Origin of the sequence: Pseudomonas sp. RIT411 (assembly GCF_003057735.2) — a bacterium.
GTDB lineage: Bacteria > Pseudomonadota > Gammaproteobacteria > Pseudomonadales > Pseudomonadaceae > Chryseomonas > Chryseomonas oryzihabitans.
In genome coordinates, this window is sequence record NZ_QBIZ02000002.1 from 397,407 (window position 1) to 409,233 (window position 11,827).

The 11,827-nt window shown below is 66.9% G+C and carries 14 protein-coding genes and 1 riboswitch; of the genes, 9 read left to right on the forward strand and 5 right to left on the reverse strand.

Annotated features, from left to right (window positions below; all coding sequences use genetic code 11):
• Positions 1-13: 13 nt before the first annotated feature.
• Positions 14-634, reverse strand: coding sequence for a DNA-J related domain-containing protein (locus DBY63_RS04525; protein ID WP_108581355.1), 621 nt, complete (start codon positions 632-634; stop codon positions 14-16).
• A gap of 97 nt (positions 635-731) precedes the next feature.
• Here DBY63_RS04525 and ttcA point away from each other — a divergent pair, with 97 nt between their 5' ends.
• The 9 genes from ttcA (at position 732) to DBY63_RS04570 (ending at position 8,964) form a co-directional block, all read left to right on the forward strand.
• A complete protein-coding gene (ttcA, locus tag DBY63_RS04530) occupies positions 732-1,556 on the forward strand; it encodes a tRNA 2-thiocytidine(32) synthetase TtcA (protein WP_027596944.1) in 825 nt (274 codons plus the stop codon).
• Positions 1,556-2,227 carry a DNA-3-methyladenine glycosylase I gene (locus DBY63_RS04535; RefSeq protein WP_027596943.1) on the forward strand — a complete coding sequence of 224 codons (672 nt, stop codon included), beginning with the start codon at positions 1,556-1,558 and terminating at the stop codon, positions 2,225-2,227. Before ttcA ends, DBY63_RS04535 begins: the two co-directional genes overlap by 1 nt.
• A complete protein-coding gene (locus tag DBY63_RS04540; RefSeq protein WP_108581356.1) occupies positions 2,224-2,988 on the forward strand; it encodes an NAD-dependent protein deacylase in 765 nt (254 codons plus the stop codon). The genes DBY63_RS04535 and DBY63_RS04540 overlap by 4 nt, the downstream gene beginning before the upstream one ends.
• Before the next feature lie 63 nt (positions 2,989-3,051).
• The gene (locus DBY63_RS04545) at positions 3,052-3,723 is read left to right on the forward strand and encodes an NlpC/P60 family protein (protein WP_027602684.1); all 672 of its coding nucleotides are present in this window, start codon (positions 3,052-3,054) and stop codon (positions 3,721-3,723) included.
• Positions 3,724-3,819: 96 nt separating this feature from the next.
• Entirely contained in the window at positions 3,820-4,356 is a 537-nt protein-coding gene (locus DBY63_RS04550; protein ID WP_108581357.1) for a C40 family peptidase, read from the forward strand.
• Positions 4,357-4,410: 54 nt separating this feature from the next.
• The gene (locus tag DBY63_RS04555; protein WP_007159236.1) at positions 4,411-4,731 is read left to right on the forward strand and encodes a hypothetical protein; all 321 of its coding nucleotides are present in this window, start codon (positions 4,411-4,413) and stop codon (positions 4,729-4,731) included.
• 278 nt (positions 4,732-5,009) lie between these two features.
• Entirely contained in the window at positions 5,010-6,236 is a 1,227-nt protein-coding gene (locus DBY63_RS04560) for a cytochrome c (RefSeq protein WP_108581358.1), read from the forward strand.
• 2 nt (positions 6,237-6,238) lie between these two features.
• Complete coding sequence (locus DBY63_RS04565; RefSeq protein ID WP_027596939.1) at positions 6,239-6,721, forward strand: (2Fe-2S)-binding protein; 483 nt, start codon at positions 6,239-6,241, stop codon at positions 6,719-6,721.
• Complete coding sequence (locus DBY63_RS04570) at positions 6,718-8,964, forward strand: molybdopterin cofactor-binding domain-containing protein (RefSeq protein WP_108581359.1); 2,247 nt, start codon at positions 6,718-6,720, stop codon at positions 8,962-8,964. Before DBY63_RS04565 ends, DBY63_RS04570 begins: the two co-directional genes overlap by 4 nt.
• Here DBY63_RS04570 and DBY63_RS04575 read toward each other — a convergent pair.
• From DBY63_RS04575 to DBY63_RS04590, 4 genes are all read right to left on the reverse strand, one after another.
• On the reverse strand, positions 8,961-9,578 hold the full coding sequence (locus DBY63_RS04575) for a DedA family protein (protein ID WP_027596937.1): 618 nt from the start codon (positions 9,576-9,578) through the stop codon (positions 8,961-8,963). The genes DBY63_RS04570 and DBY63_RS04575 overlap by 4 nt on opposite strands.
• Positions 9,579-9,708: 130 nt before the next feature.
• A complete protein-coding gene (locus DBY63_RS04580; protein ID WP_027596936.1) occupies positions 9,709-10,542 on the reverse strand; it encodes a metallophosphoesterase in 834 nt (277 codons plus the stop codon).
• A 69-nt stretch (positions 10,543-10,611) separates the two neighbouring features.
• The gene (locus DBY63_RS04585; RefSeq protein ID WP_037007217.1) at positions 10,612-10,980 is read right to left on the reverse strand and encodes a YggL family protein; all 369 of its coding nucleotides are present in this window, start codon (positions 10,978-10,980) and stop codon (positions 10,612-10,614) included.
• A 165-nt stretch (positions 10,981-11,145) separates the two neighbouring features.
• A complete protein-coding gene (locus tag DBY63_RS04590) occupies positions 11,146-11,475 on the reverse strand; it encodes a four-helix bundle copper-binding protein (RefSeq protein WP_027596934.1) in 330 nt (109 codons plus the stop codon).
• Between the two features lie 97 nt (positions 11,476-11,572).
• Positions 11,573-11,769: riboswitch (cobalamin riboswitch) on the forward strand.
• The last annotated feature ends 58 nt before the right edge of the window (positions 11,770-11,827 follow it).

Below are 11,827 nucleotides of genomic sequence, written 5' to 3' on the forward strand. Positions count from 1 at the left end.
GCGAGGCGGGTGATTATGCCGAAGCCTGTGCCTGCGCCCTAGCGTCCGCGGTCGGCTGGTGGCCGTAGTGCCGCCTCAGCGTATCCATGGCGGCATTGATGGCCTGCAGTCGGCCGGTGCTGCCACCGTGATCGGGGTGATGACGGCTGGCGAGCTGGCGATAGCGGCGGCGGATCTGGCCATAGTCCGCCGAGCGATCGAGTCCCAGCAGGCGCAGGGCCTCCAGCAGTTCGGACTCACCGTTGACCAGTGCCCAAAAGTGATTGAGCAGGTTGGCCACGTCTTCCGGGGTGGTGGTCTCCAGCTGGGTGACATCGAGGTAGTAGGCGCGTAGCGGATCGGCCACCACCAGCCCGGCACGGGCGCGCAGATAGGGGCGCAATTCGATGCGCAGGGCGCTGATGACCAGTTCGGCGCGCTGCTCGGCGCGGAGTTGATCGCGCAGTCGATAGAGGGCGTTGAAGACGCGGAAGTGCAGGCGGAAGAGTTCGTAGTTGTCGGTCACCGGGCGCGGCGGGATCAGCGGTGATCCCGCCCGGCGCAAGGCCTGCAGCAACTCGTACTCCGACAGGCTGGACTGGGCCCTGAGCAGTTCCTGGTGGAGCGCCGTCATGAGCGCCTGGGCTTCGCTCATGGCTGCCGGTCGCCATGGACTGACGTTCGGGGTAGGGCGGCGGACGCTTTGCGCGTAAAATGCCGGCCTTTCGTTTTTTCCTTTCGCGGATTCATCCATGGGCACCCTTTCGGTCAACCAGAACAAGCTGCAGAAACGCCTGCGCCGTCTTACCGGCGAAGCCATCGCCGACTACAACATGATCGAGGACGGCGACAAGGTCATGGTCTGCCTGTCCGGTGGCAAGGACAGCTACACCCTGCTCGACATGCTGCTCTACTTGCAGAAGGTCGCACCGATTCGCTTCGAGATCGTGGCGGTCAACCTCGACCAGAAGCAGCCGGGCTTTCCTGAACACGTTTTACCTCAGTACCTGAAGGAACTGGGGGTCGAGTACCACATTCTGGAACGTGATACCTATTCCGTGGTGAAGGAAAAGATTCCCGAGGGCAAGACCACCTGTTCGCTGTGCTCGCGCCTGCGGCGGGGCATCCTCTATACCTTCGCCGACGAGATCGGCGCGACGAAGATGGCGCTCGGCCATCATCGCGACGACATGGTAGAAACCTTCTTCCTCAATTTGTTCCATGGCGGCACGCTCAAGGCCATGCCACCCAAGCTGCGCGCCGACGACGGGCGCAACGTGGTGATCCGTCCGCTGGCCTATTGCAACGAGAAGGACATCGAGGCCTACGCCGTCCTGCGCGAATTTCCCATCATTCCCTGCAACCTCTGCGGCTCCCAGGAGAACCTGCAGCGCAAGGTGGTCAAGGAGATGCTGCTGGAGTGGGAGCGCAAGACGCCGGGGCGTACCGAGATCATGTTCCGCGCCCTGCAGAACGTGGTGCCCTCGCAACTGGCCGATCGCGAGCTGTTCGACTTCGCCAGTCTCAGGGTCGATGACAGCGCCACGCCGCGCTTCGTCCAGGTGATGAATCTCTGATGCGGGACTACGCCTGGCTGCTCGAATACGCTCTCAATCGCTGCGGCTCACGAGCGGCCCTGGAGGCACGGCTGCCGCAACCGGTGGACGCCGCCACCCTGGCGTCCGTGGGCGATGACCGCTATCTGTCGCTGCTGACCCGGCGCATCTTTCGCGCCGGACTCAAGCACAGCCTGGTGGACGCCAAGTGGCCGGCCTTCGAGGAGGTCTTCTTCGGCTTCGATCCGGAGAAGGTGGTGCTCATGGGCGGCGAGCGTCTGGAGCGGCTGATGCAGGACGCCCGTCTGATCCGCCACCTGGGCAAGTTGCGCAGCGTGCCGATCAACGCCCAGATGGTGCTGGACTTCCAGCGCAGTCACGGCAGCTTCGGCCAGTTGCTGGCCGAATGGCCGACGCAGGACATCGTTGGCCTCTGGGAGCTGCTGACCAAGCGTGGCAATCAGCTCGGTGGCCTGTCAGCGCAGCGCTTCCTGCGCATGGCCGGCAAGGACACCTTTCTGGCGACCGACGACGTGGTGACGGCACTCAAGGCGCAGAACATCCTCGACAAGGCGCCCACCGCCAAGCGTGATCGGCAGAAGATGCAGGAGGCCTTCAACCTCTGGCAGGAACAGAGCGGCCGCCCGCTCTGCCAGCTGTCGGTGATGCTGGCCCTGACGGTGAATCATTGACCGACGCCCTGGTGCGTGCTCAAGGCCTGCTGCAGCGGGCCGGTCGGGTGCTGTTCATCACCGGGGCGGGGCTGTCCGCCGATTCGGGACTGCCGACCTATCGCGGCCTGGGCGGGCTGTACAACGGCCTCACCGAAGAGGGCATCCCCATCGAGGCGGCGCTCTCGGGCAGCATGCTCCGGGAGCGTCCGGAGCTCTGCTGGCGCTACCTGGCGCAACTCGGCCGGGCCTGCGCCGCGGCCAGGCCCAATGCGGCGCACCAGGCGATCACCGACTTCGGCGTCTGTCACCCCGGCAGCTGGGTGCTGACGCAGAACATCGACGGCTTTCATCGGCAGGCAGGCTTTCCGCCAAAGCGGCTGATCGAGATCCATGGACAACTGGAGCCGCTCGCCTGCATGAGTTGCGCGCAGACGGTCGCAGATGCCCAAGATCGCCTGGCCGGTCCGCTGCCGCCGCGCTGTCCCGCGTGCGGCGGCATCCTGCGGCCACCGGTGGTGCTGTTCGAGGAAGCGCTGCCGGCCACTGAGCTGCAACGTCTGCAGGAGGCGATGGAGGAGGGCTTCGACCTGGTGATCGCCGTCGGCACCACGGCCGCCTTCGGCTATATCCAGGCGCCGATTGGCCAGACCCTGGCGCAGGGTGGTGACCTCATCGAAATCAATCCGGACCGCTCGTCGCTGAGCGGCTTGGCGACCGTTCAGATCAAAAAAAGGGCCGTAGACGTCCTTCCTCGGCTTTTGAGTCACATCGAAGGCTAAAAAAACTTGCCATCTGTGATCCAGGTCGGCAAGGTGTCGAAACTTTGAGAAAACGACACGGTCGTGCCCATGCCAAGGAAACGCTTCGCACCCCTCGTGCCCCTGTCTTTTGTCTGTCTGCTCGCCGCCTGTGCGAGTGCGCCGCAAAGTCCTGACACCGCCGTTGCCCCTGATCAGTCCTCTACCTCCCGGACCTTCCAGACCGCCTCGCTGCATGGTCTGGGTGGTGCTGGCAACGGTTCCGCCGCGGTGGAGACCGAGAGCGCTCAGCAACGTCCGGTCTTCCCCCATACCCAGTCGCCGCATCAACTGGATTGGGATCGCGAGGTCGGTCCGCGCCAGGCGCTGCCGAATCTGGCGGACCAGATCCTCAATCGTGCCACCCAGCTGGTGGGCACGCCCTATCGCCGCGGCGGCAGCACCCTGGCCGGTTTCGATTGCAGCGGTTTCGTCAATTACGTCTTTCGCGAGCGGGCCGGCATGACCCTGCCGCGCTCCACCCGCGAGATCATCGATCTCGAAGTACCGGTAGTCAGCAAGAACGATCTGGAACCTGGCGATCTGTTGCTGTTCAATAGCAACGGCCGTGGCCGGGTCAGTCACACCGGTATCTACATGGGCGAGGGCAAGTTCATCCATTCCTCCAGTCGCCGCAGCGGCGGGGTGCGGGTGGACAGCCTGGACGACCAGTACTGGAAGGTGAGTTTCCTGGAAGGCAAGCGCGTATTGCGCTGAGGCGTATCGCCGCGATCTTCGCCGGTGCGCTTCGAGGACCCGTCGAGGCTGCGTGGCAGGCCGACGGTGATCGATGGATAACTAAGGATGTCTCCAATGCCGCATGCGGCTCGCCTCGGATTGTATTGCGCCTTCGTGCTGCTGGCCGCCTGTGCCGGCAGGCCGCCCCAGGCACCCGCACCGGTCGCCCCGGTCGTCTCCCGCCCCCTGCTGGAAAGCCAGGCCCAGGCCGCCAACGATGTGCTCTTTCGGGCCATTGGCCTGGTCGGCACTCCCTATCGCTACGGCGGCAATACCCCGGCGGGTGGCTTCGATTGCAGCGGGCTGATCGGCTACGTCTATCGCGATGCGGCCGGGGTGACCCTGCCGCGTTCGACCCGCGAGATGATCACCCTCGGCTCGCCCAATGTGGCGCGCAATGCCCTGCAGCCCGGTGATCTGATCTTCTTCGCCACCGCCGGTGGCCGTCAGGTCAGCCATGCCGGCATCTACGTCGGGGAAGGGCGCTTCGTCCATGCACCGCGCACTGGCGGGACGGTGCGCCTGGACAGCCTGGCCAAGCCCTATTGGCAGAACAGCTATCTGCAGGCCAAGCGCGTGCTGGTCACGTCGAGTCTCGCCGGCGGCTATTGAACCCCGTTCCGCCCGGGCCGCTCGAATAGGCATCCAGCCCGTGCGGAGCCCATCATGCCCCAGGCGATACGTCTGCCGCCCCAGCCGGCTCGTTGCGAGCTGTGTGGTAGGGCGGCGCCGCTCACCCGCCATCACCTGATCCCTCGCTCGCTGCACGACAAGGCCTACGTGCGCAAGAGGTTCGACCGCGTCAGTCGGATCACCGCCACCCTCTGGGTCTGCCGACCCTGCCACAACCATATCCACCAGACCTTCGACGAAAAGACCCTGGCGCTGGAATACAACAGCCGCGAGTTGCTGCTCAGCGATGCGCGCATTCGCCAGTTCGTCGACTGGCTGGCGGCCAAGCCCGATGGCTTCGTGCCCAAGCGTTGAGTAATACCACCCCTTCAGTGTTTATACTTGGAAAGTCTTCTTTCCTGTCCTGAGTACGGGTAATCAAAACTGGTGGTTATTGGCGACTCAGTAGCTCGCGCCAGGGCGCAGCCGGAGTGGAGCGGGAATGTAAAGGCCGCCGTTGACGTGCGGGCCGAAACTGTCGCCTGCATCTCACCTCCAGGGGCGAACGCCACGGGCGCTTGCCGCTGCGATTAGGATGACGGCAATGCCACGGCGGAATCCGCCCGTCCGGTTCGACCTCAAGAGGAGAGCTGATGAGATCCCTGGCCCTGCCCCTGTTGGCGGGGATGCTGCTCCTGTCCAAGGCCGCGCCGGTGCGCGCCGACGAGGCGACCCTGGCGCGGGGCGAATACCTGACCCGGCTGGGCAACTGCCAGGGCTGTCACACCCGTCCCGACGGTGCACCCTTCGCCGGCGGTGTCGCCTTCGATACGCCTTTTGGCCGTCTTTACTCAAGCAATATCACGCCGGATCGCGAGCACGGCTTGGGTGACTGGACGGCGGACGAGTTTCGCCGAGCCTTGCACGACGGGCTGGGGCGCGATGGTGAGCAGCTCTATCCGGCCTTTCCCTATACGGCCTTTACCCGCTTGAGCGACGAGGACATCGCCGCCATCTTCGCCTATCTGCAGATCCAGCGACCGGTGCCCTATGCGCCGCCCGCCAACGGCCTGCGCTTTCCCTTCGATCAGCGCGCGCTGATCCGCGGTTGGAAATGGCTCAACTTCACGCCGGGTCCGTTACCGGTTACTGCCGAGGCGCAGGTGGCGCGGGGCGCCTACCTGGCCGAGGCGGTGGGGCATTGCCAGGAATGCCATACGCCGCGGACCTGGAGTCAGGGTCTCGACAGCGGCCGGGCCTATGCCGGGGCAACCCAGCAGGGTTGGACCGCCTGGAATCTCACCGCGGATCCGCGCGGCCTCGGTGGTTGGAGCGATGCCAAGCTCGCCGGCTATCTACGCGAAGGTCATCAGCGCGGCGAGGCCGTGGCGGCGGGACCCATGGCCGAGGTGGTGAGCGGCGGTACCCGCCATCTGAACGATGCGGATCTCGGGGCGCTGATCGCCTATCTGCGGACCCTGCCGGCGCAGCCCGGAGCGGTGCCGGCGCGTGCCGAGGTGCAGCCGCCCGGGGAGGCCGGACCGCTCACCGCCGCCGAGGCGGAAAGCGCGGCCTTGCTGCAATCCGCCTGTGCCAGCTGTCATGCGCCGGACGACCGGGGGCCGGCCGGTCCCTATCCGCGCTCCTTCAGCAACTATTCGGCGGTGCGCGATCCGGCAGGAACCAACCTGGTGCGCGTGCTGCTCGACGGGCTCGACCGCCAGGGACGCACCCAGCGCGCCTTCATGCCAGCCTATCGGGCGTTGCTCAGTGATCAGCAACTGGCCGATCTGGCCACCTACATCGGCCGCCGCTTTGGTGGTCACGCCGCCGATATTCGTCCCGAGGACGTGGCGGCGGCGCGCGAACGGGAGCACTAGCGGTGGCGGTCCTCGAACTCAAGGTCAATGGCGAGTCGCGCCAGCTCGACGTCGATCCACGCATGCCTCTGCTGGACGCCCTGCGCGACGAGCTGGGCCTCAAGGGGCCGAAATTCGGCTGCGGCCTGGGCGAATGTGGTGCCTGTACGGTGCTGGCGGATGGCAAGCCGGTGCGTGCCTGTCTGCTGCCGGCGGCGTCCTTTGCTGGTCGCGAGCTGCTGACCCTGGAAGGCCTGGGCACGCCAGCGGCGCCGCATGCGCTGCAACGGGCCTTCATCGAAGAGCAGGCGGCGCAGTGCGGCTATTGCATCCCTGGCATGGTGATGACCGCCCGCGCACTGCTCGAGCGCGTGCCCGATCCCAGCGATGCGCAGATCCGCCAGGCGCTGGCGGCCAATTTCTGTGGCTGCGGGACCCACTATCGCATCCTGCGCGCGGTCAAGCGGGCGGCGGTGCTCTTGCGCGACGGGCAGGCCCCGGCATGACGCTGTCCCGCCGCACCTTTCTCGGCGGCAGCGCGGTGCTGCTGCTGGGCTTCAGCCTGCAGCGACCGGTCGCCGCCCAGGTATTGCCCGCACCTACTGACACTGCGAGTCTGGCCAAGACCCTCGATCAACGGCAACTGGATGCCTGGCTGGCGGTGGATGCCCAGGGCCAGGTCATTGTCTACAGCGGCAAGGTGGAACTGGGTACTGGGGTCAGCACGGCGCTGCGGCAGATCGTGGCCGAGGAACTCTGCGTGGCCTTTGCCGCCACCCGGCTGATCCAGGGCGATACCCGGCTGACACCCGACCAGGGCATCACCGCCGGCAGCAAGAGCCTGCAGGTGGGCGGCGCCCAATTGCGCAAGGCCGCCGCCAGCGCGCGGCAATTCCTGTTTCTGGAAGGAGCGCGGCGCCTGGGGCTGGATCTGGCGGTGGTGGACACGGTGGATGGCCGGGTGGTCTATCGTGGCGATCCCACCGGGCGTTTCGTCAGCTATGGCGAGCTGGTCGGCGGACGGCCGCTGGGGCGGCTGGTCAATCAGGCGGTGCGGACCCGCGCCGTCAAGGACTATCGTCTGGTCGGCACCTCGGTGCCGCGGGAAGACATCCCGGCCAAGCTGTTCGGCAGCTTCGCTTACGTCCACGACCTGCGCCTGCCCGGCATGCTACACGGTTGCGTGGTGCGGCCGCCCTGCGTCGGTTCGGCGCGGTTGGCGGGGGTGAGTGTTCGCGGTATCGATGCCAGCGCGCTGCCGGCGGGCGCTCAGCTGGTGTACGAGGGCGCCTTCGTCGCGGTGGTGGCCGAGCAGCCCTGGCTGGCGCGCCAGGGCGCGGCGGCGCTGCGGGTGGACTGGAGCCTGGTGCCGGACCTGCCCCTGCCAGGCGAACTCTATGCCCGGCTGGAAGCCAAGGCCGGACCGGCCGACCTCCAGCAGGAGGCCGGCGATGTCGCGGGGGAGTTGGCCAACGCTGCCCAGCGCCTGGACGCCGAGTATCGCTGGCCCTATCAGAATCACGATTCCATCGGTCCGTCCTGCGCGGTGGCAGAGGTGCGTGCCGACGGCGCCACCGTCTGGAGCGGTACCCAGGGCGTCTATCAGCTCCGGGCGGCGCTGGCGGATCTGCTGGCGCTGCCGGAAGACAGCATCCATGTCATCTACCAGCAGGCCTCGGGTTGCTATGGCCATAACGGCGCCGATGACGCGGCGGCCGATGCGGCGCTGCTCTCCAAGCTGTGCGGCCGCCCGGTCCGGGTACAATGGAGTCGCGCCGACGAACACGGCTGGAATCCCAAGGGACCGGCCATGCTGATGCGCCTGGCCGGCGGCCTGAGCGCGGCTGGCGATCTGCTGGCCTGGCGCTTCGCCAACTGGACGCCCACGCATCTGACCCGCCCCAATGGCCAGACCGGCAAGGCGGCGCTGCTCGCCGGGCAACTGGCCTACAACCTGCCGCTCAAGGGTGGGCGAGGTGGTGGCAATCGCAATGCGCCGCTGGACTACGACCTGCTCAATGTCCAGGTAGCGACCCACTGGCTGGAAGCCGGGGATTCGCCGCTGCGACCCTCTGCCCTGCGCGCCCTGGGGGCGGTCGGCAATACCTTCGCCAACGAGTCCTTCATGGACGAGCTGGCCCTGGCGGCCGGGGTCGATCCGCTCGAATTCCGCCTGCGCTATCTGCAGGACCCTCGTGCGCGGGCGGTGCTGCAGGCTGCCGCCACCAAGGCTAATTGGCAACCACCCACCCGGCAGGAAAAGGCCTGGGACGGCGCCCTGGCGAAAGGTCAGGGCCTGGCCTTCCTGCGCTATGAGAACGAGAACGCCTATGTGGCCGCGGTGGTCGAGGTGGCGGTGAGCGAGGCGGCGGGGATCCGCGTCACCCGGGTGGTGGTGGCCCATGACTGCGGGCTGATCGTCAATCCGGATGGCCTGCGCAACCAGCTGGAAGGCTGCGTGGTACAGGGCATCGCCCGGACCCTCAAGCAGGCGGTGCGCTTCGATCAGCAGGGGGTGACCAGTCTGGAGTGGGGCGCCTATCCGCCGCTGACCTTCAACGAATTGCCCGAGCTGGAACTGGAGCTGATCGATCGGCCGGAAGAGCCGGCGGTGGGGGCCGGGGAGGCCACCACCGCCGCCATCCCAGCGGCCATCGCCAATGCCGTGGCGGCGGCGACCGGTCTGCGCCTGCGCGAGGTACCGCTGAATCGCCAGCGTCTGCGCGAGGCGCTGGCCGCCCGCCGCTAGGCGCGTTTCAGCCGCTGCTTGAAGAACAGCGCGGCGCCGGCGCCCAGCACGGCGACCACCGCCGCGCCGATCCACAGCGACTCGTTGCCGGCGAAGCTGAAGTGGTTGGCGCCCTTGGCCGCCAGATAACCCGGGCCCATCATCAGTGGCGCCCAGACAATGGCCGAGAGCACGTTGGCCGACTGGAAGCGCAGCTGGTTCATCGCCATCATCCCGGCCACCAAGGGCACGGTGTTGCGGATCATGGTCAGGAAGCGCCCGCCGAAGACCGCGAAGAAGCCATAGCGGCGGAAGAACAGCCGGGTCCGGGCCACCTGCTTGCGATAGCGGCGAAAGGGCGGGCGGTGGACGATGCTGGGACCGAGCCAGCGGCCGATGACATAGGAGCAGATGTCGCCGAGGATGGCGCCGACGATGGCGGCCAGCACCAGCGGCACCGGCGAGAGCACCCCGGAGCCGGCCAGGCCGCCGACCACCAGCAGCAGCGCCGTGGCCGGAATGAAGACGCCCAGCAGCACCAGGGACTCGCCAAAGGCGAGCAGGCCGACGAGCAGCGGTGCCCAGGCCTGGTGGGTTTCGATAAAGCCAAGCAGCGATTGCGTCAGGGATTCCATGGGAGGCCACTCTTGCCGAAAGTCCTAAGACTACGCGGCGCCCGTGGCCTGCCAGCCGTTTCAACAGCTTGAATCAATTTCCATTGCTGGAAGTGCGCGCGAGCGCGCATAGGCGTCCCGGTCGAACGCCTCAGCCTTCCGCGAGGGCGTCCTGCGCAGCCTGCCAGCGCAGTGCGTGACGCTCGCCGACGACGAAACGATCGCCCTGAAAGTCCCAGCGCTCCACGTCCACGGTCTTCTCCGTTCCTTCGCCGACCAGCAGGCGATTGAAGGAGTTGGGCGAGGTGCCGCGCACGCGCGATGAGAGGGCGGTGCCGGCCTGCACGATCCAGACCTCGCGGGGGAGGGTGGGGTACTGGCGACTCAGCGGCAGCACATAGGGCAGGTGGATATGGCCGCCCATCACCAGATCCAGGCCGGCATCGGCCCAGGTGGCCAGGGCGTGATCGGCATTGTGCTGCAGATTGCTCAGGTCGCTGAGTTCGAGGGCGCCGAAGGGCTGGTGGGCGATGACGATGCGCAACTTGCCCGGGCCGGCGCGGCGCAGGCGTTCGGCGACGCGCTCAATCTGCTCGGTGCTCACCGCGCCATCCTTGTGGCGTCGCGGGGCGGTGGTGTTGAGTCCGACCAGCAGGAGCTCGTCGTTCTCGAAACTGGGCTCGAGGTCCTGGCCGAAATGGCGGCGATAGTTGCCATAGGGCGTCAGGAAACGAGCGAAGACATTGTACAGCGGCAGGTCGTGATTGCCCGGGATCACCAGGGTGCGGGGAATGCCGTAGCTTTCCAGGCGTTCGACGAAGGTCTTGGCGGCGGCGAATTGCTCGCGGCGGGCACGCTGGGTGATGTCCCCGGAAAGGATGAGGACATCGGCGCCGTGTTCGCGGACATGGGCTTCCAGGGCCGCGACCACGGCGGGTTGCTCGGTGCCGAAGTGGGTATCGGAGATTTGCAGGAGGGTCGTCATGAGGACCTGGTTTCCAACGGATTCCCCTTTACGACCGCAACGGACGCCAAGCTATCCGGCGAAGACTAGTTAGACTTCGCCGTCGTGGTGCCAGGCGTCATGCAGATCAGAGGCGTTGGCTTCGCCGACTTCGGCGCGGGCCTTGAGCCAGTCCAGCAGCGCGGTACGGTCTTCCGCGGTGGGCGAGGTGTAGCGCTTGTTGGCCATGATGGTGCCTTCGACCCAGGCGTTGTCGAAGCCGCCGATGTAGTCCAGCTTGCGCTCTTCGACGTAGTCGATGAAGTCGCCCAGGAAGGTGTCCAGATCGTCTTCGCTGAGTTCGTTCTTGAAGCTCACCTTGATTTCAAAGGCCAGTTCCTGGAATTCGCCCAGGTACTGCTTCTTGCGCAGGCGACGCTTCATGCGGCTCAAACGGGGATCTTGGTTGGTATCGGTCATGGCGAAGGCCTGGATATCGATGAAAGGGCGGGCATTATCCCTGGCGTCGCCGGGTAATGCCAATGCCGAACGCCCGAGCGGCGGCTTCCTGTGCGGGATTCGGCTGCGACCAGAGCGCGCAGCACGGCAGCCGGCGCTCAGCGGATACGGTTGTCGGCAGCCGCCTCAGGCGGCCATGGCCGCGCAGGCGTCGGCGCAGGCTGCGCAGGCCCGGGCGCAGGCCTGGCAATGCTCAGCCTTGTGCTTGCCGCATTCGGCGGCGCAGGCGCGGCAGGTGGCCAGGCACAGGGCGCAGGCTTCGGCGATGCGGTCGCTGCCGCGCTGCATGAAGGTGGCGGCCAGGCGGCAGGCGTCGGCGCAATCGCGATCCAGGCGAACGCAGTCGCGCATCATGTCCAGATTGGCTTCGCCCAGGCAGGCGCTGGCGCAGGTTTCGCAGGCGGCGGCGCAATCGAGGCAGGCCTTGATGCAGGCGGCGAGGGTGGCATCGTTCATCCGGTAGCTCCTGGCGGTGGGTGTCTAGGGTGGACCCGTCCGCGCGACGCCGAGTTCGGGCGGCGCCATCGATTGACGCTCTCCCGGCTAGTCCGTACCCTGCGCCCTTGCACGTGGTGCCCCGCCTGGAGCGGGGTGAAACAGGGAAGCCGGTCGAGCCGGCGCTGCCCCCGCAACGGTAGTTGAGCAGTAGCTGCGCGATGCCCACTGGCCCTGGCCGGGAAGGGGCGCAGCGGATGCCCTCAGGGCATCGGCTCACCAGCCCGGAGACCGGCCACGCTTGCGTTCATCTCGGCGATGCGGAGGGCGTCGCGCGGCGTCGCCACCTGCCTCGCGCGGGCGGCGTCTCTGC

Bases quoted from the DNA above. Each gene is read 5' to 3' on its own strand.
- DBY63_RS04555 (WP_007159236.1), top strand. From the start codon at position 4,411: ATGCCCCAGGCGATACGTCTGCCGCCCCAGCCGGCTCGTTGCGAGCTG.
- ttcA (WP_027596944.1), top strand. From the start codon at position 732: ATGGGCACCCTTTCGGTCAACCAGAACAAGCTGCAGAAACGCCTGCGC.
- DBY63_RS04570 (WP_108581359.1), top strand. From the start codon at position 6,718: ATGACGCTGTCCCGCCGCACCTTTCTCGGCGGCAGCGCGGTGCTGCTG.
- DBY63_RS04560 (WP_108581358.1), top strand. From the start codon at position 5,010: ATGAGATCCCTGGCCCTGCCCCTGTTGGCGGGGATGCTGCTCCTGTCC.
- DBY63_RS04590 (WP_027596934.1), bottom strand. From the start codon at position 11,475: ATGAACGATGCCACCCTCGCCGCCTGCATCAAGGCCTGCCTCGATTGC.
- DBY63_RS04550 (WP_108581357.1), top strand. From the start codon at position 3,820: ATGCCGCATGCGGCTCGCCTCGGATTGTATTGCGCCTTCGTGCTGCTG.
- DBY63_RS04585 (WP_037007217.1), bottom strand. From the start codon at position 10,980: ATGACCGATACCAACCAAGATCCCCGTTTGAGCCGCATGAAGCGTCGC.
- DBY63_RS04575 (WP_027596937.1), bottom strand. From the start codon at position 9,578: ATGGAATCCCTGACGCAATCGCTGCTTGGCTTTATCGAAACCCACCAG.
- DBY63_RS04580 (WP_027596936.1), bottom strand. From the start codon at position 10,542: ATGACGACCCTCCTGCAAATCTCCGATACCCACTTCGGCACCGAGCAA.
- DBY63_RS04525 (WP_108581355.1), bottom strand. From the start codon at position 634: ATGAGCGAAGCCCAGGCGCTCATGACGGCGCTCCACCAGGAACTGCTC.
- DBY63_RS04535 (WP_027596943.1), top strand. From the start codon at position 1,556: ATGCGGGACTACGCCTGGCTGCTCGAATACGCTCTCAATCGCTGCGGC.